Here is a 23,410-nt window from a genome sequence, read left to right as displayed (position 1 = left end):
AATTGACGAGATTTTAACAAGACTCTCGCCATTGGGCTAGCGTTTGATGGGCTTTGTCTTGGGTTAGTTAACCGAAAGCCTGTATCAGTTGCGGTAAATCATCAAACGAACGCAATATATGGTGCGCCTGACTGGCATAATGAGGAACGTCTTGCGGAGCATAAAGACAAGAGCGCATTTTTGCGTTATGCGCTGCCTGAATATCATAAAGATAATCTCCTACATACATGCAATGGTTAGATGTAAAATGCCATTGCTTTGCAATATGTAGTAAAGCACTTGGGTTAGGTTTAGCGGGTGCATCATCACGAGTTAACATTAGCGATATAGGTACGTTGCACTGACTTAGTTTTAGCTTCGCAGCGCGCTCAAAGTTACGCGTCACTATCGCCATCGGTATTTGCATGTTTGTAAGTTTTTCAAGGCACTCTGACACCCCCGGCATCAACTGTGCGTTTTGTGCATCTAGCATTTCGTGCTGGTGTACAATATTCATTGCTTCTTGGCGCATGTACGGAGAGGGAAGTTGAGAAATGAAATCAAGCAAATCAAGATCACGCGGACACCCTACTTGTGCTTTGATCAGCTGGAAGTCTAATTCAGAGCTAACCAAAGTGCCGTCTAAATCAAATATCACACCTTTAATCTGCTGTTGTATCATTACACGACTTTGTGAGCACGCCTGTGCATTAAGTTGTAACATCATTATCCCTGCCTTTATCGGCGAATGTAATTAAACCATAGGTTACGAATAGCCATCTTGCAAAACACAGCCTTGATAATTCATCAAGTTATTGCTCAGATGACAACTCTTCTCAATTGCACCTAACAGAATAAAATAGTTCTCATTTGTTAGCGCTCAAGGAACGCATTATCCTTCAAGTCACGCTCAAAATCACTTTTCGCTTTAGAACAATAAAAAATAGCCTATGTGTAAATTCGCATAAGTACGAAATATGACAATAAAATGGCATGCCAACTCGTCATTTTTTCAAATTATTGTCTTTATTTTGTAAATAAATAAAAAAAGCAAAATTAATAGTTGATATTTGCTCGAAATTATCTTTAAAATCCCGCACTTTTTTATTTCGTGCAAAAATGCCATAAAAAGTTGGCCTCAGTTTTGCTCGTATAAATGAACCCGTTTAGCAATAGAAATGTGGTGAGCAGTATGGATTTTTACATCCTGAAAAAACAAGAGAAGCTTGTTGCCATTCCTGCGGATGAGCAAAATTGCAAAGAGTATTTAGATGATGGCTACTTTTATGTTGATAAAGTCGCTGCATGTAATGAAAAGTCAGCTTTGAAAGCGCTTCAAGCCAAGCAAGTAAAGGCGTTCAAAACACCTGCTGTATTGTTATTGCTTGTTTTACCTATAATTCTTTTTGCTTGGTTGCAAATAAGCCGCTGACCAAACAGCTCTGGCAATGTTATATTAGCGTTTCTATCGTCAAGGAAACGCTGAATGAAAGTATTGCATACATCTGATTGGCATTTGGGCCAACAGTTTTATGAGCATAGTCGCACGCATGAACAACAAGCCTTTTTGGACTGGCTGGCTGAGACATTGGTATCGCAGAATATCGATCTGCTACTGATAGCGGGGGATATTTATCACACGGCCACACCACCTGCCAGTGCCGAACAACAGCTCTACACTTTTATAAAGCAAGTAAAACTTACATGCCCAGAGTTACATATTGTAATTATTGCCGGCAACCACGACTCAGCAAACCGTATCGAAACAGCAAAACCTTTGTTGCAACTCTTTGATACTCACGTTGTTGGTCGCTTTGACAAACAAGCACCCGAGCAAGTTATCAAACCCATTGAAACCAAAAACGGTACAGCTCACGTTGTTGCGATGCCATTTCTGCGTGTTTCAGATATTTCTATGACCAGCGATATCAGCTATCAACAAGCTGTCGCGCAAGCCTATGACGAAGCGATAGAGTCAGCAAAGGAAAAATTGCGTACAGAGCACGAACCGCTCATCGTAATGGGCCATTTGCATGCCAAAGGGGGAGATATTTCAAGTGACTCCGAACGTAACATTGCCATTGGCGGATTTGAGTCAATCAATGCCAGTATTTTTACTCAGCATGCCGACTACGTGGCGCTTGGGCACTTACATAAAGCGCAGAGTGTAGCGAAAAGCGAGCATATTCGTTATAGCGGTACCCCACTGCCAATGTCATTTTCCGAACGTAACTATCGACATCAGGTAGTGGTAGCTGAATTTGCGGGTAAGCAACTTACATCTGTAAAGCCCCTTTACGTGCCACGTCATCAACAGCTTTTACTACTTCCAGAACGAGGAAGCGCAGACTTAAATAGCTTGTGTGAAATGATCAATGCACTTGAATTTGATACTGAAGCTCCACCAAGCTATGTTCGCCTAAGATTGAACAGCAGTGAAACAAACAGCCAGTTCCGCGCAATTATCGATGAGGCATTAAAAGATAAACCCATCTTGTTTTGCGGTATAGAACGGGTAAGCGAACAAAGCCAAGAACAACATGAAACGTTTACTGATTTGGGTCAGGTTGAACAGCTGGATCCAATGACCTTGCTTGCCTTGGCTTTTGCCCAGCAGGTAGATGCTAACGCGCCCGTGCCTGATGCCTTAAAAGATTGCCTCGCGCACGTGATCAACGCCATGGATGAAGAACCAATCACATGAAATTACTGAATATCACTCTTAGTAACCTCGCATCTTTGACTCAGGCTGCGGTTGATTTTGAACAAGCCCCTTTGAGCCACAGTGGGCTTTTTGCTATCACTGGCGATACTGGAGCTGGAAAAAGTACACTACTGGATGGTATCTGTCTGGCGCTTTATGGAAAAACCGCAAGATTAAGAAACGATTTAAAAAACACTGTTACGTTTAATGGCGACGATATAAAACTCAATGATCCGAGAAACCTGTTGCGCAGAGGGTGTGCGCAAGGGCAGGCTGAGGTACAGTTTATCGGGCAGGATGGCGAGCGCTACTTAGCTCGCTGGAAAATAGAACGTGCCCGCAAAAAGCCAGATGGTAAGCTAAAAAGGCCTGAACATATTTTGTTTAGAGTTGCTGATGAGCAACAACTTACCCAATCTAGCAGTGCTACTGTTACCAAGATAGAGCAATTAATAGGACTCAACTTTGAACAATTTACTCGGGCTGTGCTACTTGCTCAACATGAGTTTGCCGCTTTTTTAAAAGCCAGCGCTGACGAGCGTGCACAGCTGTTAGAGTGCTTGACTGGTACGGATAAATTTAGTCGCCTAGGACAAGCTATTTTTGAACATCATAAAGAGAAAAAAGGCGAACTTGAACAACTACAAAACTCACTGGCCAATTATCATGTTTTATCTGATGAAGAATTAGCCTCGCTGAAACAAACTATCACCACACTAGACGAACAACTTTCTGAACTAAAAGCGAAAAGCACTCAGTATCAGCAAGATATACAGTGGCTTACACAAGGTGAACAACATCAGCTTAAACTACAACAATACCAGCAACAACTCCACAACTTAGAGTCCCAGATACAACAACAGGCACCAGAGGTAGAACAAGCTAAGCTTGCCCAGCTCGTTCAGCAAATCGCCGATAATCGCCAACAAGCAAGTGCACTCACCACGCAACACGAAAAGCTGACACGCCAGCATGACGAACTGGTAAAGCAAGACTACCAACAACAGATAGATCAACAACAAGCATTAGTTGCTGATGCTAATAAAGCACAACAAACAGCACTTGAAGCACTAAAAAACCATGAACCTGACATCAAGTTAGTAAGAACACTCGACAATAAACGATATGCCACCTCACAGCAGCTTGAGGACAATAAAAAGCAATTAGCTAGCACCGAACAACAGTTGCATGGGATAACGGAGCAAATACAGCGAGTAGAGCAGCAATTAAAAGATAATCAAAAAGCACAAAACGAGCAGATGACGCAACTTGAGCAACACACTGCCGTAAAAAGTGCGTTAGAAAACTGGTCTTATCTTGAGAATACTTTCGATACCATTAGTCAAGCAACGCAGCGCATAGAAAGCCTTAAAAACCAGTATAAGAGCCAATATGATGAGCGTTCGACATTGGAATCTAAGCTTGCTCCTTTGACTGTGCAGATACAAAATCAACAGGCCAGCCACTTAGCGCAACAAGCGCAGCTAGAAACGCTGCAAAAACAGTTGGCCACGCTGGACTATGAAGCACTGCAAAAGCAAAGCTATAACTTAAAATCGGCGTTGCAACTGTCAATAGATGGACAAAAAAATGACCACGAGCAACTGCAATTAACCGCCAATATTGATAAATACCGTCATCAACAACACACATTGCAGCTACAACTAACAGATACTGAAAAGCAAGTCGATTTACAAAAGCAACGGACGCTTATCACCCAGGAAAATGTTACTCAGGTACAGCTGCGGGCGAGTGAAAAAATCAGTGCGCTACGTGCGCAGCTTAGAGAAGGTCAGGAATGTATGGTCTGCGGTGCAACGGAGCATCCTTATGGCGTTGATCACATAGATAGCCATTGGCAAAACCTCATTGCCGACTTTACTGAGCAACAGCAAAAAGCAGAGCAAGCACTCACACAAGCACAACAACGCTATAACGACCAAGTGGTAGCAACTGAACAGTTAAACACTCAGTTGCAAGTTGCTTTGCAACGTAAATCACAACTTCAAGAACAGCATACTAAGCTCACTAAGACCTTGCAAGAACTGGGCTTTGAGCACTATGTTGACATTGATCTCAGCCAACAGCATTTGCAAGAAATTGAAGAAAAATTGAGTCGTTACAGTGAACTGAGCAAGTCACAGCAGCAGCTTTGGCAGCAACTACAAGCCAGTCAGCATCAGCTGAGCCAAAATCAAAGCCAGCAAAGTGATATACAGCAAAAAATACAGGGCCTAAGTGCTGCTCTAGATGCCAATACACAACAGCAAAACGATGCGAGTAATACCGTCGCTCAATTAAAGCAAAAAGCGCATCAAAACTATTGTGATAGCACATGGTGGCAACAGTATGAGCAAGACATGCACAATGCCATTGAGCAACTGACTAGCAAAGTTAAGCAGTACGCTACATGGCAAGAAACCTTAGCCCAGTTACAACACGCGCAACAGCAACTCAACACCCAACAACATAACGATGTACAGCATCAAAACAAATTACAAGCGATGTTAGTACAACAGCAGAGTGCGTTGACAGAGCTGCAAAATACTCTGAATGAACTCGACTCACAGCGTAAAGCGCTACTACCACTTACACGTAGCGCCGATGAATGGTTTAATGAACTGCAAACTCGTCATGAGCAATGTCGCTCACAATTAACAACATGCCAGAACACGCTGACGCGGCTTGAGCAATCAGCCCATCAGCAACAGCTTGAGCTTCAGCACCTAAAAACGCAGCTTGCAGACAATCAAAGCCAGCAGGCCAATGTTGAGAAGCGTTTTGAGCAGTGGTTGGCAACACAACGCCAGCAGCATAGTGAGCTCAATGCCACCACCGTTGCCCAATTGCTGGCAGTGCCATTTGCACAATATGAAGATATCCTCAACAAGAACCAGCACCAACAACATCAACTTACACAAGTGCAGGCACGGCTCAATCACCTTCATGAGGAGATTGAGCAACATCAGACTCAGGCCAGAACTACTGCTTCATTAGAGCAACTAAAACACTTACTAAGTGAGCTTAACCTGCAAATCGAGCAGGTACAGGCACATTGGCTTGATCACAATACGCAATTGAAGCAACACGAGCAAAATGTAGCAAACCGACAAGCACAGCAAAACGAACTTTCACACCTGCAAACACAATATGAACATTGGTACTTGTTAGACAAACTTCTTGGTGACGCAACGGGCAAAAAGCTACGCAACGTGGCACAAACACAGACCCTGAAAATCCTGCTGCAGTATGCCAACCAACACCTGAGTAGCCTCTCTAAGCGATATCGGCTTTCGATTATCGGTCAATCTCTTAATATTGCGATTATTGATAAAGATATGGCCGATGAACAACGCTCAGTAAATACCCTCTCTGGCGGGGAGTCATTTTTAGTATCTTTGGCACTGGCACTAGGGCTTGCGTCACTGTCAGCCAACAAGGTTCAGATCAGTTCACTATTTATCGATGAAGGGTTTGGCACACTAGACCCTGAAACTTTAAGTGTTGCTTTGGATGCGTTAGACTCATTACAAGCTCAGGGGCGAAAAGTGGGAGTGATCTCTCACGTGAGTGAAATGACCGAACGGGTAGCGACGCAAATTCATGTGAAAAAACAACCTGGTGGCTACTCCAGCATTCAAATTAAAGGACAGATCTAATGCCAACTTTTCAAGCTGACGAAGCACAGAGCTACGAGCAACGCATAACGAGGCTCATCCCTGGCTACGATTTACTACACGAACTCACCGCAGCCCAATTGAAAACCTTGCTACCCGATGAAGCAACCATACTTGTGATAGGTGCAGGCACGGGCAAAGACATTTTGGCCTTGGCTCAACTTAACCCTCACTGGCATTTTATTGCACAAGATATTTCTGAAGATATGTTAGCAATCGCAGATCAAAATTTTACTAACTCAGGTCTAAGCTCGAGAGTGACAATTGTGTGTGGTGAACTTGAACCTAACATGGGCCACATTGATGCGGCATTATGTCTTTTGGTCATGCACTTTTTGCCAGATAACGGTGATAAGCAAGCACTACTCAAGACCATCCGTGCTCAACTACCCAGTCGTGCTCCTTTATTCCTAGCCGACCTTATGGCACCCGAAACCGAGTTTGAGCGTGAGTCACAACTAGTAGCATGCCGAGAACTTGGCCTAACCGAAGTTGGTGAACAGCGTATGCGACATAACCTACAACATGAATTCTTCGCATTGGATAGAATGCGCCTAGCAGAGCTACTCGACCACACAGGTTTTGGTGTCCCGCACTATTACTTTAAGGCATTAGGCTTTACTGGGATTGTTTGTCGTGCCGAATAGCGGTGTAACGAAGCTGTTTTTGTAATGTTTGTAGATTGAAGGGTTTGACCATCAAACCGTCAATTTTGGCAGAGATCAGATTAAGCACGGTGTCTTTATTATCATCGCAAGTAACCACTAGAATAGCCAGATGAGGCTGATTGAGTTCTTTGCGAATTTTATCAATGAGCATTTTACCGTTCATCTTTGGCATGTTTAAATCGGTGATTAATAAATCGAAGCGGCTGGCTTTGAGTAACTTAATGGCCTGTTGGCCATCTGTTGCTTCAACGATGTCTTCATACTCCAAACGGCGTAACATGTTTATCATTACATGGCGCATCAATGGCATGTCGTCTACAACAAGAATTCTCATACTAATGCCTCTATCCTTGACCCAGTCTATTTGTGCCGCTATTCGTTATTTCAGATTAGTCTAATTCCCGCAAAATATCGCATAGTTTATTGATTTTAATATTGCTTAGCTGTCTGTAATCGAGAAATGGGCACACCACCAAGCGGTGAATAGGGTCAACTGCAAACTCTTCATCTAACCATACCAGCGAGTTAGTAAAAATATGATCTCTGAATAGCTTTTTGGCGTACGTTCTTCCTGCAATGACGTGATAATGGTACTGCTTCGCAGCCAAATCAGGCACAGAAAACAGCAATGCTTCCTGACTATGGCTTTGCAGTAAACACTCATCTCGATATGTTTGCCAGCTATCATAGTTAGTAAAATTATGATCTGAGTGATGCAGTTGAGCCAGCACTTTTGCATACACATTAAATATTTTACGCCAGCCGTTACCTGATGCTTGGTTGATCACTGTTATCTCACCTAAGCTAAGCGGTTGAACAGATAACAAGTTTTTATATTCGAGCATAGGAGGGCTGTGCTCAATATAAATTGCTATCAACCCAGAAGTGGCACCAAAGCCTTGAGTTAGTATTTTCATGACCTGGCTTTTGTAAGTATGCGGTCTAGCGCATTACCAAATGCTTGTTTGTCAGCACTTGAGAGCTTAGCTGGGCCTCCACTCATTTCAACGCCACTACTACGCATCGTATCCATAAAATCACGCATGTTTAATATCGACTTAATGTTATGTATGGTGTATTCCTCACCACGAGGGTTAATAGCCAATACGCCTTGTTCCACAACTTCGGCAGCAAGCGGAATATCAGCCGTTATAACAACATCACCCTTTTGTACACGCTTAACAATTTCATTATCTGCTATATCAAACCCTTTGCTCACTTGTAGCAAACTCACATATTGCGTAGCGGGTACGCGCATAGCGTGATTAGCAACCAAGGTTGTTATGGTTTTAGTTCGCTCTGCGGCGCGAAAGATGATTTCTTTTATCACAGCGGGACACGCGTCTGCATCAACCCAAATTTTCATGGTACTGGTTACCTAATCTCAAACTTAGTATTTTAATGATCTTAACGGTTCTTCTGCACGTAACCTACTATTATTTGGATAAAATACTTAGGAATATAAATGAGAACGTCAATTTTATGTGCCACGTTACTGTTTTTACTAACTGCATGCACTGGGCTGCCTCAAGGTATTCAACCTGTTACAGATTTCGAACTACAAAGATATCAAGGCAAATGGTATGAGATTGCTAGGCTTGACCACAGCTTTGAGCGTGGTTTAAGCAACATCAGTGCAAACTATTCAATAAATGAAGATGGCACGGTGACAGTTATCAATCGAGGGTACAATGATAATAATGAGGCATGGAAGCAAGCTCACGGTGTTGCCAAGTTTGTAGATGATAAAACAATAGGGCATCTTAAGGTGTCATTCTTTGGCCCATTTTATGGTTCATACGTCATTTTCAAACTCGACAAAGAACAGTACCAATATGCCTATGTTACAAGCTATAACAAGGAGTATTTATGGCTGCTCTCACGTACTCCAAAAGTTAACCAAGTAATTGTTGATGACTTTGTTCAAACAGCGCAACAGTATGGTTTCCACGTAGAGCAACTAATCTACGTACAACATAGTGATATATAATGATAATTCACTTTTAGAGTGTAAACCCCCTTTACAGTTATATGACAATGCCCCCATACAAAGTCCTCTTCTCTCATATAACTGTATGAAAACTTTAACATTACTGTCAGGCACCTGTAACACACACATCCCAAGCTATTGCCTCCTTAACAATAATTAGCAAGTGCAAATTGGAGTAACAGTATGAAGCGTTTAGCCTATTCTTTGATCGCAGGAGCCGTCACTCTTGCGCTCACAGCATGCAATGGCGATGATGGAGCACAAGGTCCACAAGGGGTTCAAGGTACAGCTGGTCAAAATGGTGTTGATGGCCAAAACGGTCAAGATGGCGCTAACGGTCAACCTGGAAATGATGGTGTTAATGGCAAAGATGGTGTCAATGGTGGCAGTGGCCTTATTCGCATCGCTACCGTGCCAAATGGCGCAGAAGTAACGGGGTTGTTCCTAACCGAGCAAGGTGACTTATTTTTCAACGTACAGCACCCGGCTGACAGCAACACTGTGACCGCAGATGGCAAAACGTTTAACAAAGGTACTGTTGGGGTTTTGACTGGTGTTGACTTCAACAATCTACCTCGCAACATTGTAAGCTCGCCAGTACCTGCCTCAGAGCAAGAACAACAAATCGTGATGTCAGCGATTGGTCAGTACCAAGTGCTAGGTCAAACTGGCGATGTCTTCGCTGACTTAGGTGCAAAAGGCGTCGCAGGCGGTCTTGGTGTTCACTACGGCATTAACTCAAAACAAGAAATCATCCGTAATGACAACCCTGATTTCAACGGCTTTATCGCCACTTCAAATACAGAAGGCTATTTGTATACCAACTGGGAGTCATACCCAGGCGGCATGAGCCGTTTGAAAATGAGCAAAGATACTAAGGGTAAATGGTCTGTCACTGAAGCCATGATGGTTGACTTTGATTCAGTGCAAGGCACGGCAGCCAATTGCTTTGGTTCAATGTCACCTTGGGGCACACCACTTACTTCTGAAGAATGGATCGTCAATTCAAGTGTAACTAGCACAACGGCAGCTAGCTGGAATGACCCTGCCGATACACGGACCGACGGTATCGAAGCGCTCGTCGCACCAGATTTCCCTAACCCGTATCGCTACGGTTACATTGCCGAAGTACAAAACCCAACCAGCGCTTCACCTGATGTGGTGAAACATTTCACAATTGGTCGTTATGAGCATGAAAACTCTGTAGTTATGCCAGATGAGCGAACAGTTTATTCATCACAGGATGACACCGGCGGCGTACTGTTTAAATTTGTTGCCGATCATCCTAAAGATTTAAGCTCAGGTACACTGTACGGTGCGAAACTCACTCAGGACGAGGGCCTAAATGACCCAGCCGTGACCGGCTTTGACATTCAATGGGTAGAGCTTGCTAGCGGCAACAATGCTGACATCGCTACATGGATAGCTGAATACGACAACATCACTACAGCAGATTACGTTGACGGTCAGTCTAGCTATATCACTATGGCCGATGTGCAAGCTTGGGCGGATGGCGACCAAACTTACCCAACCGTTGAGCAAGGCGGTGGCCCTATCACTGCTGGGAAGCCTATGGACAATCGCGTAGCCTTCTTAGAGTCTCGCCAAGCTGCCCGCTTAAAAGGTGCGACTGCGGAATGGCGCAAGCTTGAGGGGATCAGTATTAACCTAGACCGCGTTAAAGAAGCGGTAACGGGAGAAGATCTGATAGAGGGAGAGATTGTAGATAAGGCCTACATGTACATTGGTGTAGCCGACATTGACAACACCATGATCGATGATGAAGGTGATATCCAACTTTCCAGCCGCGTAAAAGACTGTGGTGGCGTTTATCGTGCAGCTATCGATAACAACTACAATCTAACCCGCATTGAACCCGTCGTGATGGGTGGTACCTACCGCTCAAGCCTGACCGGCGCAGAGCGTTGTGATGTAAACCAACTATCGCAACCTGACAACGTCATCGTAATGCGCGATGGACGTATCATCATAGGTGAGGACGGCTTCCAGGATAACAACACCCTGTGGCTATACGACCCTAAATCAAAATAACTGTCACTTTAGAAAAACGGCGCTCTACAAAGGGCTGCCGTTTTTTTTGTCTAGCCGATGGAAGTCATAAAAATGAAATACCTAACCTCTGCCACCCTGATGATACTGGGGTTACTCAGTGGCTGCGAAAAACCACCCCAGCAGAGTGCGCAAACAAATACGCCAAATGCAGCAACACCTTTCAAACAAGGCGATGATATCCCTGCGGTGGCCTATCTAAATCACAATGAAATATACAACGCTGAGTCCGTTATTCCGCCGCAGTGCTACACTAAAACAGATGGTATTAATAACCCGTGTTATGCCTGCCACCAAACTGATAAAAATAATAAAAATCGGCCAAATCAGATGTTTGACGGACATTTGCAAGGAAGTTACGAGTTTTCAGATTTAGGCACAAAGAATCATTGGAAAAACCTTTTCATTGACCGTACCGAGCTGGTTAAAGATATTTCCAACGAGCAGATTTTGACTTGGATAAACCAAGACAACTACAGCCCATTCATTGAAAAGCTCAAACAAAACAGTGACTGGCAAGGCGAAATCACCCCGATTGAGAATCTGGCTTACCCTGAACAAGCATTTGATGAACTTGGCTTTGCTAAAGATGGTAGTGGCTGGGTTGCATTTAACTACAAACCCTTTCCCAGTACTTTCTGGCCAACAAATGGCTCCACAGGGGATGTAATGATCCGCCTTCCTAGAGCATTCAGAGAGCATCAAGGAACGTACAACCGAGATGTGTATTTGGCAAACCTCAGCCTAGTAGAAATCGCGCTAAAAGGTCTTGATGGAGTATCTGTACCAAATATTGATGAACAGCTTATAGGAGTTGACCTGAATAAGGATGGCAAACTTAGTCACATTTCATATTTACCAAAGCAAAGCCACTACCTGGGCGACGCAAACGATACGCTCGAATATCAACTCTACCCGCAAGGCACTGAGTTCTTGCACACAGTGCGCTATATAGGCGTTGATCCACTCGGCAATATCTACAATGCCCCGCGTATGAAAGAAGTTCGCTATATGAAGAAGCACAAATTTAAGTCTAAAGCTGCACTGGCATCTTCTTACTACCGAGAAGCAAAGGAGAAAGCTTTTGAAAACTTACCACAGACCCTTTATTTGGGCGACAAAGGCGTGAACAATACGTTTGGTTGGCTTATTAATGGCTACATCGAGGACGCACAAGGCCAACTTAGAGTACAGCATGAGCAGGAACTAGCATTTTGTAATGGCTGCCATAAAACCATTGGCTCAACATATGACCAAACGTTTTCGTTTGCGCGCAAAGTCACCGGTGAAAAGGGCTGGGGTTATATTGACCTAAAATCGATGCAGGATGTTCCTAACGTGGGTGAGAAGCAGGGCGAGTTTCTCACCTATATGAGCCGTGTTGGCGGCGGTGACGAGTTTAGGCAGAACCAAGAAATGCTTTCCCGCTGGTTCAAATCAGATGGCAGTGTTGATAAAAACAAGGTTTCAAAAGTTAAAAACCTGTATGAGCTTATTACACCGTCTGCCGAACGGGCGCTGGCATTGAATAAGGCTTACCTCACGATTGTTCGAGAGCAAAGTTATATTTTTGGCCGTGATGCAACATTGGTTGAAGCAAGCAATGTGTTACAACAAATAGACGAATCACAGTCACCTCTTGAAGACACGCACCAGTATGTATGGGATATGCAGCTGGATTGGTCCAAGCTATAACTTAATAAAATGTTGATCCAGACATGGATCAGCATTTTACTCACTTTTAATCATCACCACACAACAGGTGATATTTAAGTTTACTTTTATATCAAATGGATACGAAATAGATCTGGTTTTTACTAACTCGAAACACAAAGCCTTCCGAGTACATCATCTGGATCATATTTTTACTAAGTTAAATGCTGCTCTAAGCACCCTAATCTAAACATAACTCCTCATATGAAGAGCTTGAATAGATCAATATTTTACTAACACTGGGTAGAGGAAAATAGAGTAATAAACCAACAAATCTGAGACACTCCAACCTTTTACGGGGCCAAAAAGTGGCATTTGCCTCCTATAAAATAAACACACGCCTGTACGGTAGAACATTCTAGATCAGATTTTTACTAACTTATCTTCTTGTTTTAGCTTGAGATCATATTTTTACTAACTAGCAGAGAAAGTACTCCATAATAGATCAGGGTTTTACTAACACAAGTAATGCTAGATCAGAATTTTACCAACAAGGTTGCTAGCAACAGGCTCTAGATCAGATTTTTATCAACTAATACTTAGTAAAATTCTGATCTCTGATAGATAGGCAGCTAAATATTGCCGGCTTATAAGTGATTGTCGGCAATATAGACGCCTCAGTGGGTAAAATCCTGATCCAACTTTTCCAATAGTTAACCATCACCGCAGTGAGTTAGTAATTTTCTGGTTTCCCGTGTTTCACTCTGACAACGCGAAAAATATGCTACATTGGCGATTTAGAATTCACATCAAAGTACATCAAATGCAGATAGTTGAACAAATTCGCTCATGTACCCTATGTGCCAAGACACTACCTCAAGGTGCTAATCCCGTGGTACAGGCAAGCTGCAAAGCAAAAATACTGATAGCTGGACAAGCACCCAGTTTAACGGTGCATAAAACTGGTAAGCTGTTTAACGATGCAAGTGGTAAAAGGCTGAGAAGCTGGTTAAATGTGACCGAGGAGCAATTTTACGACCCTGAGCTTTTCGCGATAGTTCCAATGGCTTTTTGTTACCCAGGGCACGGTAACTCCGGCGATTTACCGCCTCCAGCAATTTGCGCTAAAACTTGGCATCAAGCATTACTGGCACAATTAACCAATGTTAACTTAACCATTATCATCGGTCAGTATGCTCAGCGATATCACTTAGATGCCAGTTCAGCGCTCACAGAGCAAGTCCAAAACTGGCAAGCACTATTACCCAAACGCATTGTATTGCCTCATCCAAGCCCAAGAAACCAAGCTTGGCTCAAACGACATGGCTGGTTTGAGCAACAAGTGATACCCGCTTTGCAAGCCCGCGTAAAAACGCTGCTTTAACGCATCAGACAACGACTATATTTATGAACCACTCTCTGCAAAAGATTTAAGTTCGTCACCAGTTAAGCGATAGATGATCCACTCGTCTTGTGGCTTGGCTCCGATACTGTTATAAAAGTCAATCGCGGGCTTATTCCAATCAAGCACAACCCATTCAAAGCGCCCACAGTCATTTGCTAGTGCTAATTGCGCTAAATACTGCATAATTGCTTTGCCTGCTCCATTACCACGTTTATCTTGAGCAACATAAAGATCCTCAAGATACAACCCATGTTTGCCCAACCACGTTGAATAGTTGTAGAAATACACAGCGAAACCTATCGCTTCTCCATCTTGTTCACAGATCAAAGCATGCGCTTTAGCATGTTCACAAAACAACTTTTCCTCAATCTCTGACACTGTATTTAACACCGCATCAGGCTCTTTTTCATATACGGCTAGATCATTGATAAAATTCAAAATGGTTGCTGCATCTTGTTTTACTGCTGTACGGATTTGCATGCTCATTAAAAAGACCTATTTGATTTCAAAACCCTAGTGTATGCTAAAATCAGTCATGAATTAAATGCATAGTTTGCACAAGCTAAATGCATGGAGAACATAGCGTGCTTCCTAACATCGATTTGAATCTGCTTAAATTATTTGCATCGTTATATCAAAGTGGCTCGGTAAGCAAAACCGCGCAAGAGTTAAACCTAAGTCAATCAGCATGTAGTCACGCACTCACTAGGCTAAGACAGCGGCTTGATGACGATCTCTTTATCCGTATTGAGAATGAAATGGTTCCTACTGTGTTTGCACAGCAAATCGCACAAAGCGTGTTGCCCGCACTACAACTGCTATCTAATGGTCTCACCTCCAGTGAGCCTTTTAATGCCAATCACAGCACCACATTTACCATCGCAACCACGGACTATACGGCTTGGTGCCTTAAGCCGTTAGTGAACCATTTTAGCGCCCAATATCCGCAAATAAATCTGCGTTTTGTATCATTAGAGCAACGTATTCCACAAGAAGCGTTGAAAAATGGCACACTTGACTTTGCCTGTGGCTTTTCACATCAACAAGAACGTAGTGAAAGTGTTGTAGATCATTTATGGTTTGAAGACCAATATGTAACAGCCGTCTCCAAACAACATCCAATTGCCCAATACCAACAGCTTACCCTAGAGCACTTTCTACTGTATCAACATATTCTTATTGCACCATGGAACGAAACAAAAGGCATAGTAGATATCATGCTGGCCAAGATGAAAAAGACCAGAACAATAGCAGTAACTGTTCCTCATGTGCTTATTGCACCTCATTACCTAACCCAGTCTCCCTATCTACTTACTTTGCCAAAAACCTACGCACAACAAATTGCTCAGCCTTTAGAGCTAACCTTACTCGCTCCACCACTTAATATTCCAAGTTATAAGATTAAGTTGTACTTACATAAAACCCGACAAAATGATCCTAGATTGACTTGGTTTATCGATCAATTCAAACGCTTTTTCGCGCTGTAATGCCCCTTGACATATTTGCCTCGTACCAACCCATAGCGATCGAGTGAGACTGTCGCATCGTAATACTAATATCTATGTCAAATTTCGGATTCAAAAGATGCTTGGTAGATTACTTTTATGCCTCACTTTGGCCACAAATGTAGCTTATGCCTCTGTGGCGCAAAAACTTATTCCCAGCGCAAAGCCAGTCGGTGACTCACCCACACTCACCTATTTATTTTGGGACATCTATCAAGCCACTTTGTATGCGCCTGATGGCGAGTTTGATACCGCCAGCCCATTCATTCTCAAGCTCCACTATTTGCGTGATTTGAATGGCGAGGAAATAGCTAAACGCTCAATTGAGGAAATGAAAAAACAAGGCTTTAAAGATGAGGTGCAACTGTCAGCTTGGTTCAGGCAAATGCGTACCATATTTCCCAACGTTACAAACGGCACCGAGTTATATGGCCTGCGAACAGAGCAGGGCAGTAGTCGGTTCTATCGTGGTGCTACCTTAATTGGGGAAGTCGATGACCCACAGTTTACTAAACACTTTTTTGCTATCTGGTTGTCAGAAAACACCTCTGAGCCCGCTATGCGTAAAGCATTACTCAATGAAAATTAGGAGCCTTATAATGTTTAAAGTACTTGCCGTTTTTCTGTTCACAGCCTTAATCACGGGTTGTGGTGTTAATATTGATGCAAACAGATACCAAAATATTGCCCCCCAGTTTGACCCTTTCATGTTTTTTGACGGCAAAGTAAAAGCGTGGGGCTTAGTACAAAATCGCTCCGGTGAGATGGTACAACGCTTTACAGTAAAGATTGATGGCACAGTAAAAGGAGACACACTCACATTAGACGAAGTGTTTCATTACGAAGTAGGGCAGGGAGTCACTCATAGAGTATGGAAAATTTCAGCCAAAGGTAAGTCTCAGTTACAGGGTAGTGCACAAGATATCTTGGGTATAGCCACAGGCCAACTTGCTGGCAATGCAATGCGCTGGCAATACGAAATGGACTTACCCGTGGATGATACAAGTTACACCGTACAGTTTGACGATTGGATCTGGGCGTTTGAAGACAATACGATTATCAATCGCTCATACATCAAAAAGTTCGGTATTGTGATGGCGGAAGTCACCATTTTTATGCAGAAAGCGCCTTAAAGGATGTAAACAAATGTAAATAAAAATACAATCTATTGAATTGTATTAATTTTTTTATTTTTTATGATTTCTCTTGGTCATTGCTCGGTGCTAGCATACATGGGATGACAACTCAGCAAACTATCAAGGAAAAAAAACATGCTGAAAAAAACCTTACTGGCCTGCGCGCTTATCTCGCTTTCTGGCTGCCAAAACACCAATGATTTCAAACAAGAAACACAAAATAATATGCAAACGAATACATCACCGTTAACATATCCAAAAACGAGAAAAGCTGATCAAGTAGATAACTACTTTGGCCATCAGGTGGCCGATCCTTACCGCTGGTTGGAAGACGATATGAGCGCTGAAACCGCAGCATGGGTAAGCACTCAAAACAAGACGACTGAGGACTACTTATCACAAATTCCTTTTCGTGATCAGATAAAAGAAACATTAACCAAATTAATGGATTATGAGAAAGTAGGCACACCATTTACCCATGGTGACTACACTTACTATTTCAAAAATGATGGTTTGCAAAACCAGCACGTTTTATATCGAAAGCTCGCCGATGGCAGCAGTGAAATCTTTTTGGATCCAAACAGCTTCAGCGAAGATGGTACTACCTCCCTTGCAGGTCTGAGCTTTTCAAAAGATGGTTCTTTAGTTGCCTATCAAATATCTGAAGGCGGAAGTGATTGGCGCAAAGTTATTGTGCTAAATACCAAAACCAAAGAACAGGTTGGCGAAACTCTCGTTGATGTAAAATTTAGTGGTATCTCATGGCGCGGCAATACAGGCTTTTACTATGCAAGTTACGACAAACCAACAGGCAGTGAACTATCAGCTAAAACCGACCAACATAAACTTTATTTCCATGACTTAGCCAAACCACAAAGCTCTGATACCCTTGTATTTGGTGGTACTGCAGAGCAAAAGCATCGCTATGTAGGGTCTGATGTTACAGATGACGGTCGCTATTTGCTAGTCAGTGCGGCTATTTCTACTTCAGGAAACAAGCTTTTTATTAAGGACTTACATAATCCTGACGCGCAACTCGAAGCAATTCTAGCAGAGGATAATTCAGATACTTATCTGCTTGAGAGTGACGAGCAATGGCTATATTTTGTGACCAATTTAGATGCTCCAAATAAGCGAGTTGTTAAAGTTAACCCACAAAAGCCACAGCCTGAGCATTGGCAAGATTTTATTGCACAAACAGATCATGTACTCACAGCCTCAAGTGCAGGCGGGTATATCTTTGCGCATTACATGGTTGATGCTATTTCTGCTGTGAAACAGTACGACATGCAAGGTAAGTTGGTAAGAGATATTGCGCTACCAGGTGCGGGCTCAGCAAATGGCTTCACAGGCAACAAAGAAGACAAAACGATTTACTACGCCTTCAGTAACTACAATACGCCATCTACCTCCTTTAGTTTTGATGTTGAATCAGGTAAAAGCACTGTTTATCAAAAACCTAAAATTAACTTTAACTCAGACGACTATGTCTCTGAGCAGGTTTTTTACACGTCAAAAGACGGAACAAAAGTGCCTATGTTGATCACCCATAAAAAGGGTTTAAAACGTGATGGTAATAACCCCACTATCTTATATGGTTACGGTGGTTTCAACGTCAGCTTAACACCATATTTCAGCTCAACTACGGCGGCCTGGCTTGAAATGGGCGGTGTCTATGCGGTTGCAAACATCCGTGGTGGTGGTGAGTACGGTAAAAACTGGCACAAAGCGGGAACTCAGCTACAAAAACAAAATGTGTTTGATGACTTTATCAGCGCAGCAGAATACTTGATTGATGAAAACTATGCGTCAAAACGTAAGCTAGGGGTTTTTGGAGGCTCAAATGGCGGCCTATTAGTCGGTGCAGTCATGACTCAACGCCCAGACTTGTTTCAAGTCGCGCTACCCGCCGTTGGCGTGTTGGATATGCTTAGATACCATACTTTTACCTCAGGTGCAGGTTGGGCGTATGACTATGGCACAGCGGAACAAAGTGAGCAAATGTTTAAATACCTCAAAGGCTACTCACCAGTTCATAACGTAAAAGCTGGCGTACAATACCCAGCAACCTTAGTTACCACAGGTGATCATGATGACCGTGTAGTGCCAGCGCACTCGTACAAATTCGCCGCAGAACTACAAGAGAAGCAAGCTGGTAACAACCCAACTTTGATCAGAATAGAGACAAACGCAGGACATGGGGCAGGTACACCTACCAGTAAGATAATAGACAAATATACAGACATTTTTGGCTTTGCATTACACAACATGGGTGTCACAAAGCTCTAAAGCGGTATTAAAAAATCTGTTATACCTACACAACAAACATCGCATTCAAGAGGGTGTTTGTTGTGCTTAACCTAACTTAAAGAGAGCTCCATAAACACACTCAGAGGGTTGTCACGATAAAAACCAAACCGCTCACAACGCTTAAACCCTAGGTTTTCGTATAAACTGATGGCTTCTGTTTGTTTACTACCCGTTTCCAAACGGATCAGTGGTATCTGAGCTTCTCCAGCATAGTGTAATAATATTTGCATAATACGTCGTGAGAGACCCTTACCACGATAATTGGGCCTTACATATAAACGTTTTATTTCCCCATAAAGCGTTTTATTAAACTGCTTAACAATCGCTCCGCACGCGACTATACCGTCTTCATTCTTAAGCCCTATCGCATGAACATTGGGTTGACGCAGTTCTTCTAGTGCCAGTGATTGATCACTTGCTATGGGATATAGGGTGTTCATTAGGCGATCGATTTCAGTGAATACTTCAATGACACTAGGGTCATCCGGGTTTAAATCGACTAATTGCATATACATTTCTCAGTAATTTTGCGTATTTTTTTGCGAATAACAAACTATACCGAGTTGAATAGAATGAACAAGTAAATTTAGCTAATTATCGCCCTATTTTTATCAAACTCAATAGGGGAGAAGATATGACTGCGAGAAGAAACAAGCAATAAACACGCGCAAAACAAGGCTGTTTGGGTAGCAATATTTAATTGCCGTTTATACTTTTTGCTCTGTACACTGGGTTTCTGTACACTCTTGCTGCGCTGTGGCTGACGTATTTACAGCTTGGCTTGGAAAAGCAAACAAGGTCAACGCAAGTAATACAAGCGTGATTGCAGCGGTAATAGGAAGTGTTAACTGCTGCTCTGAGTCAACATTATAGGTACGAAATAATGCCATGATGCGCTCCAAAAAATAACCAGCTAATAAAAAGCACAACATCCCTGAATGAAACTCTACAAGTATTAGCAACCAAATGAACGTTAACTTAATAAAGTATGAGTATTTATAACAAATGAATGAAGAAAACTCAAACAAAGTGATTAGCACAAAATAGAAAAATCATACAAAGAACCTAAAAAAACAAAAAAAGCTCTTTAAATTCAAAACATTAAAAACTCATCAGACCAGCATAAAAAAAGCTCAAAAAATTTAAGAAAAGCCTCGGAAAGCCTTAATTTTTGAGCAATCAAGTTAATTATTTTCATTAACACCCATACCAAAGTCGTAAACCCCCTTTACAAACAAACCCGATGTTAAGGCTGTAAATCACGACTTTTCATATCCAGAGGCAAGCAAATTTCGCACATAAAATGAATCATAGAAGACAGCCAAAAAAAGAGGGCGAAAAACGCCCTCATCAATATTTTTGTCGATTACAGTTTAACGGGAAACCCGCGATCACGCATTAACGCACTCACGTCAGCATCTCGGCCCCTAAACAAACGATACGCCTTTGCAGGATCTATTGCATTTCTAACTGAGAAAAGATACTTAACCAGTCGTTCAGACACCTCATCATCATAAAACCCTCCAGGAGCACTGGCAAAAGCTTCTGCAGCATCAGATGTTAGCACTTCAGCCCACAGATAACCGTAGTAACCTGCTGCATATCCTTCACCCGAGAATACATGTCCGAAATGTGTACTTCTATGACGCATGACAAGTTCTGAGGGCATACCTAGTTTGTCCAACTGTTCTTTTTCAAATTGAGCAGGATCGATCTTTTCAGGATCTGTGCTGTGATAAAGTAGATCCATCATCGCTGAGGCCAAATATTCTGTCGTTGCAAAGCCTTGATTGAACGTTGCAGACTTTTTAATTTTAGCCACAAGCTCTTTAGGCATCGGCTCTCCAGTTTCCTGATGGACTAAAAACTGACTGATCACTTCGTCAGTTGTTAGCCAACGCTCAAGCAGCTGAGATTGAAACTCAGTGTAGTCTCTCACTCCAATGTGTGAACTTGGATAAACAACATCTGCCGCTAAAAAGTGCAACGCGTGACCAAACTCATGGAAATAAGTTTCAGCATCCGACCAAGAGATCAATGTCGGTTTGCCTTCAGCGCCTTTAACAAAATTTGAGTTGTTCGAGCTTAGTACGTTAGTTTTTCCATCAAATGTTGTGTAACTACGATAGGTTGTAGCCCAGGCACCAGAGCGCTTTCCTTTACGAGCAAACGGGTCTAGATACCAAAGACCAACATGCTCGCCCGTTGTTTTGTCTTTGACTTCCCACACACTGACGTCAGGATGGAATACGGGTACTTCGCCTGCAGGTACCGCTGTAAACTCAAAGTTGAACAATCGACCTGCAACGTAGAACATTGCTTCACGGAGTTTATCCAGTTGCAGATATTGCTTAACCTCATTTGAGTCTAAATCATATTTGTCCTTACGCACTTTCTCGGCGTAAAAGCGGTAGTCCCAAGGTTCAATTGTTATTTCAGCCCCTTCTTTATCTGCAATAGCTTGCATATCAGCGACTTCTTCTTTTACTCGCGCTGTTGCAGCAGGCCAAACTTTGTTCATCAGAGCCATTGCATTAGTTGGGTTTTTCGCCATACGGTCTTCCAACCGCCATTGTGCATAATTTTCATAACCAAGTAGATTTACTCGCTCATGACGCAATGTCAGAATATCTTTGATGATGGCATTGTTATCGAACTCATCACCATTGCCACCACGGTTGTAATAATTTTTCCAAACTTGCTCTCTTAAAGCACGTTCAGTTGAGTAGGTTAAAAACGGATCCATTGATGAACGCGAGTTGGTGATAGCATACATACCTTCTTTGCCACGCTCTTTTGCCGCAAGCGCTGCCGCTTCTATGAACGAAGTAGGTAAACCAGACAACTGCTGTTCATTGAGGTATACCACGTAGTTTTCTTCATCCGCCAATACATTCGAAGAAAACTTGGTATACAAAGATGCCAATTGCTCATTAATTTGTGCATAACGGTCTTTGGCTTCACCCTTAAGGGTCGCTCCATTGCGCGCAAAGTTGTTGTAGGTCATCCAAGTAATACGCTGCTGTTCAGGTGTCAGTGATTTAAACTCCTGACTCTTATACACCTGCTCGACGCGCTCAAATAACTTGCTATTTTGCGTGATTTTAGAGCTAAATGCAGAGAGCTTTGGTGCCATTTCACTACGAATCGCACGCAATTCAGGGCTTGATTTATTCGCGCTCCATATTCCGTAATAGGTATAGACACGCGTTAGTGTTTGACCTGCTCGCTCAAGCGCCACGATGGTATTTTCAAAGGTTGGTTGTTCTGGATTGTTTGCAATTAGATCGATTTCCGCCAATTGCTCAGACATGCCAAATTCTAATGCGGGCTTTAAATCCGCGATATTCATTTTGTCGAACTGTGGCACCCCTTGATAGGGTCCCTTAAATTCTTGCAATAATACATTCGTCTGTTCGACTTGTTGTGTCTGGGCAGTGTTTTGCTCGCTAGAGGTTGAATTACAACCTGATAGTGAAAGTGCCAACGCCAAGCTTACTGCTGTGCTGACAGCCGTGATTGTTGTTTTAATCATAATTGTGCTCTTAGTTTTTTTATTCGGTTAAATAAACCAGTCGAGTAAGTCTAAATGGGGAACAAAAAACTGCAACATATTATCGGTAAAAGAACAATAAGTGCGACTAATTTAAAAACAACTATTACTTTGTCACGCAGATAACTACACTGTTAATTGCGTTGGTAACCCACGACTACGAGCAGGTGAAAATTTATGGAAGTTGGTATCTTTATCTATGATGGAGTTGAAGTTCTTGATTTTAGCGGCCCTTACGAGGTTTTTTCAACAGCAAATCGATTTGTTAATGAACATATTGGTGTTAGTCTGGTTGCCCCGACTCAATCACCAGTGAGAACTCGGGGCGGTATGAGTGTAAACCCCCATTACAGTATCTATGCTCACCCGCATTTTGATCTACTCATCGTAGCAGGCGGAAAACATCAAGGTATAGAGAAAAACCCTATTATTCGACATTGGCTGGCAGAGACTGCACAACATACTCGCTCTTGCGCTTCAGTGTGCACAGGAGTTTTTCTATTTGCTGCTGCTGGCCTTATTGATGGGATGAAAGTTACTACTCACAGGGAAGACCTTGAAAGCCTAAAGAAAAACTACCCACATCTATGTGTGATTGAGGACTGTCGCTATATTATGGATCAGAATTTTACTAGTTCTGCGGGAATATCGGCAGGCATAGACATGAGTCTTGCGTTAGTCAGAAAACACTTTGGCACGGACATCGCTAAAATAACGGCAAAGCAGATGGAATATGATTGGTCTGAAATGAATAAGTAAC

At 42.6% G+C, this 23,410-nt stretch carries 21 protein-coding genes; 13 read left to right on the top strand and 8 right to left on the bottom strand.

The window, feature by feature from the left end; genetic code table 11:
* Positions 1 to 67 precede the first annotated feature (67 nt).
* Positions 68 to 706 (bottom strand): HAD family hydrolase, encoded by a 639-nt coding sequence (locus BET10_RS12570; protein WP_420820123.1) that lies wholly within the window; start codon positions 704 to 706, stop codon positions 68 to 70.
* A 465-nt stretch (positions 707 to 1,171) separates the two neighbouring features.
* Between BET10_RS12570 and BET10_RS12565 the strand changes: the two genes are divergently transcribed.
* From BET10_RS12565 to BET10_RS12550, 4 genes are read left to right on the top strand one after another with little or no spacing between them, the layout of a single operon-like run.
* On the top strand, positions 1,172 to 1,411 hold the full coding sequence (locus BET10_RS12565; protein ID WP_070985940.1) for a hypothetical protein: 240 nt from the start codon (positions 1,172 to 1,174) through the stop codon (positions 1,409 to 1,411).
* Positions 1,412 to 1,465: 54 nt separating this feature from the next.
* Positions 1,466 to 2,683 (top strand): exonuclease SbcCD subunit D C-terminal domain-containing protein, encoded by a 1,218-nt coding sequence (locus tag BET10_RS12560; protein ID WP_070985939.1) that lies wholly within the window; start codon positions 1,466 to 1,468, stop codon positions 2,681 to 2,683.
* Complete coding sequence (locus BET10_RS12555; protein WP_070985938.1) at positions 2,680 to 6,342, top strand: AAA family ATPase; 3,663 nt, start codon at positions 2,680 to 2,682, stop codon at positions 6,340 to 6,342. Before BET10_RS12560 ends, BET10_RS12555 begins: the two co-directional genes overlap by 4 nt.
* Positions 6,342 to 7,007: a class I SAM-dependent methyltransferase gene (locus BET10_RS12550; RefSeq protein ID WP_070985937.1), complete on the top strand. Its 666-nt coding sequence runs from the start codon at positions 6,342 to 6,344 to the stop codon at positions 7,005 to 7,007. Before BET10_RS12555 ends, BET10_RS12550 begins: the two co-directional genes overlap by 1 nt.
* On the opposite strand, the gene BET10_RS12545 is transcribed toward BET10_RS12550, so the two are convergent.
* From BET10_RS12545 to BET10_RS12535, 3 genes are read right to left on the bottom strand one after another with little or no spacing between them, the layout of a single operon-like run.
* Complete coding sequence (locus tag BET10_RS12545) at positions 6,979 to 7,362, bottom strand: response regulator (RefSeq protein ID WP_070985936.1); 384 nt, start codon at positions 7,360 to 7,362, stop codon at positions 6,979 to 6,981. The genes BET10_RS12550 and BET10_RS12545 overlap by 29 nt on opposite strands.
* A gap of 55 nt (positions 7,363 to 7,417) precedes the next feature.
* A complete protein-coding gene (locus tag BET10_RS12540) occupies positions 7,418 to 7,945 on the bottom strand; it encodes a DUF6942 family protein (RefSeq protein ID WP_070985935.1) in 528 nt (175 codons plus the stop codon).
* Positions 7,942 to 8,394, bottom strand: coding sequence for a YaiI/YqxD family protein (locus BET10_RS12535; RefSeq protein ID WP_070985934.1), 453 nt, complete (start codon positions 8,392 to 8,394; stop codon positions 7,942 to 7,944). Before BET10_RS12535 ends, BET10_RS12540 begins: the two co-directional genes overlap by 4 nt.
* Before the next feature lie 99 nt (positions 8,395 to 8,493).
* Here BET10_RS12535 and BET10_RS12530 point away from each other — a divergent pair, with 99 nt between their 5' ends.
* The 4 genes from BET10_RS12530 to BET10_RS12515 all read left to right on the top strand — a co-directional run bounded on the left by BET10_RS12530 (position 8,494) and on the right by BET10_RS12515 (position 14,125).
* Entirely contained in the window at positions 8,494 to 9,018 is a 525-nt protein-coding gene (locus tag BET10_RS12530) for a lipocalin family protein (protein ID WP_070985933.1), read from the top strand.
* Positions 9,019 to 9,201: 183 nt separating this feature from the next.
* Positions 9,202 to 11,070, top strand: coding sequence for an alkaline phosphatase PhoX (locus tag BET10_RS12525; RefSeq protein ID WP_070985932.1), 1,869 nt, complete (start codon positions 9,202 to 9,204; stop codon positions 11,068 to 11,070).
* A 72-nt stretch (positions 11,071 to 11,142) separates the two neighbouring features.
* Positions 11,143 to 12,783, top strand: coding sequence for a hypothetical protein (locus BET10_RS12520; protein ID WP_070985931.1), 1,641 nt, complete (start codon positions 11,143 to 11,145; stop codon positions 12,781 to 12,783).
* 781 nt (positions 12,784 to 13,564) lie between these two features.
* The gene (locus BET10_RS12515; RefSeq protein WP_070985930.1) at positions 13,565 to 14,125 is read left to right on the top strand and encodes a uracil-DNA glycosylase family protein; all 561 of its coding nucleotides are present in this window, start codon (positions 13,565 to 13,567) and stop codon (positions 14,123 to 14,125) included.
* A gap of 21 nt (positions 14,126 to 14,146) precedes the next feature.
* Here the strand turns inward: BET10_RS12515 and BET10_RS12510 are convergent, their stop codons facing one another.
* The gene (locus tag BET10_RS12510; protein ID WP_070985929.1) at positions 14,147 to 14,632 is read right to left on the bottom strand and encodes a GNAT family N-acetyltransferase; all 486 of its coding nucleotides are present in this window, start codon (positions 14,630 to 14,632) and stop codon (positions 14,147 to 14,149) included.
* A 98-nt stretch (positions 14,633 to 14,730) separates the two neighbouring features.
* On the opposite strand from BET10_RS12510, the gene BET10_RS12505 reads away from it, so the two are divergent.
* The 4 genes from BET10_RS12505 (at position 14,731) to BET10_RS12490 (ending at position 19,076) form a co-directional block, all read left to right on the top strand.
* Positions 14,731 to 15,633 carry a LysR family transcriptional regulator gene (locus BET10_RS12505; protein ID WP_240503690.1) on the top strand — a complete coding sequence of 301 codons (903 nt, stop codon included), beginning with the start codon at positions 14,731 to 14,733 and terminating at the stop codon, positions 15,631 to 15,633.
* Positions 15,634 to 15,730: 97 nt separating this feature from the next.
* Positions 15,731 to 16,240: a chalcone isomerase family protein gene (locus BET10_RS12500; protein WP_070985927.1), complete on the top strand. Its 510-nt coding sequence runs from the start codon at positions 15,731 to 15,733 to the stop codon at positions 16,238 to 16,240.
* A gap of 10 nt (positions 16,241 to 16,250) precedes the next feature.
* Positions 16,251 to 16,784, top strand: a complete 534-nt coding sequence (locus BET10_RS12495) for a DUF3833 domain-containing protein (protein WP_240503689.1) — start codon at positions 16,251 to 16,253, stop codon at positions 16,782 to 16,784.
* Between the two features lie 138 nt (positions 16,785 to 16,922).
* Positions 16,923 to 19,076 (top strand): prolyl oligopeptidase family serine peptidase, encoded by a 2,154-nt coding sequence (locus tag BET10_RS12490; protein WP_070985925.1) that lies wholly within the window; start codon positions 16,923 to 16,925, stop codon positions 19,074 to 19,076.
* A gap of 71 nt (positions 19,077 to 19,147) precedes the next feature.
* Here the strand turns inward: BET10_RS12490 and BET10_RS12485 are convergent, their stop codons facing one another.
* From BET10_RS12485 to BET10_RS12475, 3 genes are all read right to left on the bottom strand, one after another.
* Positions 19,148 to 19,606 (bottom strand): GNAT family N-acetyltransferase, encoded by a 459-nt coding sequence (locus tag BET10_RS12485; RefSeq protein WP_070985924.1) that lies wholly within the window; start codon positions 19,604 to 19,606, stop codon positions 19,148 to 19,150.
* 198 nt (positions 19,607 to 19,804) lie between these two features.
* Positions 19,805 to 19,987 carry a hypothetical protein gene (locus tag BET10_RS21345; RefSeq protein WP_139158580.1) on the bottom strand — a complete coding sequence of 61 codons (183 nt, stop codon included), beginning with the start codon at positions 19,985 to 19,987 and terminating at the stop codon, positions 19,805 to 19,807.
* 476 nt (positions 19,988 to 20,463) lie between these two features.
* Positions 20,464 to 22,632, bottom strand: a complete 2,169-nt coding sequence (locus BET10_RS12475; protein WP_070985922.1) for a M3 family metallopeptidase — start codon at positions 22,630 to 22,632, stop codon at positions 20,464 to 20,466.
* Positions 22,633 to 22,827: 195 nt separating this feature from the next.
* On the opposite strand from BET10_RS12475, the gene BET10_RS12470 reads away from it, so the two are divergent.
* Entirely contained in the window at positions 22,828 to 23,409 is a 582-nt protein-coding gene (locus tag BET10_RS12470; protein WP_070985921.1) for a DJ-1/PfpI family protein, read from the top strand.
* Position 23,410 lies beyond the last annotated feature (1 nt).

This window comes from Pseudoalteromonas amylolytica (assembly GCF_001854605.1).
Classification (GTDB): Bacteria; Pseudomonadota; Gammaproteobacteria; order Enterobacterales; family Alteromonadaceae; genus Pseudoalteromonas; species Pseudoalteromonas amylolytica.
This window is presented reverse-complemented; position numbering and strand designations above follow the sequence as displayed.

Coding starts and splice junctions, on each gene's coding strand:
- BET10_RS12565 (WP_070985940.1), top strand. CDS start 1,172: ATGGATTTTTACATCCTGAAAAAACAAGAGAAGCTTGTTGCCATTCCT.
- BET10_RS12545 (WP_070985936.1), bottom strand. CDS start 7,362: ATGAGAATTCTTGTTGTAGACGACATGCCATTGATGCGCCATGTAATG.
- BET10_RS12535 (WP_070985934.1), bottom strand. CDS start 8,394: ATGAAAATTTGGGTTGATGCAGACGCGTGTCCCGCTGTGATAAAAGAA.
- BET10_RS21345 (WP_139158580.1), bottom strand. CDS start 19,987: ATGGCATTATTTCGTACCTATAATGTTGACTCAGAGCAGCAGTTAACA.
- BET10_RS12540 (WP_070985935.1), bottom strand. CDS start 7,945: ATGAAAATACTAACTCAAGGCTTTGGTGCCACTTCTGGGTTGATAGCA.
- BET10_RS12570 (WP_420820123.1), bottom strand. CDS start 706: ATGATGTTACAACTTAATGCACAGGCGTGCTCACAAAGTCGTGTAATG.
- BET10_RS12550 (WP_070985937.1), top strand. CDS start 6,342: ATGCCAACTTTTCAAGCTGACGAAGCACAGAGCTACGAGCAACGCATA.
- BET10_RS12560 (WP_070985939.1), top strand. CDS start 1,466: ATGAAAGTATTGCATACATCTGATTGGCATTTGGGCCAACAGTTTTAT.
- BET10_RS12500 (WP_070985927.1), top strand. CDS start 15,731: ATGCTTGGTAGATTACTTTTATGCCTCACTTTGGCCACAAATGTAGCT.
- BET10_RS12510 (WP_070985929.1), bottom strand. CDS start 14,632: ATGAGCATGCAAATCCGTACAGCAGTAAAACAAGATGCAGCAACCATT.
- BET10_RS12470 (WP_070985921.1), top strand. CDS start 22,828: ATGGAAGTTGGTATCTTTATCTATGATGGAGTTGAAGTTCTTGATTTT.
- BET10_RS12495 (WP_240503689.1), top strand. CDS start 16,251: ATGTTTAAAGTACTTGCCGTTTTTCTGTTCACAGCCTTAATCACGGGT.
- BET10_RS12520 (WP_070985931.1), top strand. CDS start 11,143: ATGAAATACCTAACCTCTGCCACCCTGATGATACTGGGGTTACTCAGT.
- BET10_RS12555 (WP_070985938.1), top strand. CDS start 2,680: ATGAAATTACTGAATATCACTCTTAGTAACCTCGCATCTTTGACTCAG.
- BET10_RS12525 (WP_070985932.1), top strand. CDS start 9,202: ATGAAGCGTTTAGCCTATTCTTTGATCGCAGGAGCCGTCACTCTTGCG.
- BET10_RS12490 (WP_070985925.1), top strand. CDS start 16,923: ATGCTGAAAAAAACCTTACTGGCCTGCGCGCTTATCTCGCTTTCTGGC.
- BET10_RS12475 (WP_070985922.1), bottom strand. CDS start 22,632: ATGATTAAAACAACAATCACGGCTGTCAGCACAGCAGTAAGCTTGGCG.
- BET10_RS12515 (WP_070985930.1), top strand. CDS start 13,565: ATGCAGATAGTTGAACAAATTCGCTCATGTACCCTATGTGCCAAGACA.
- BET10_RS12530 (WP_070985933.1), top strand. CDS start 8,494: ATGAGAACGTCAATTTTATGTGCCACGTTACTGTTTTTACTAACTGCA.
- BET10_RS12485 (WP_070985924.1), bottom strand. CDS start 19,606: ATGCAATTAGTCGATTTAAACCCGGATGACCCTAGTGTCATTGAAGTA.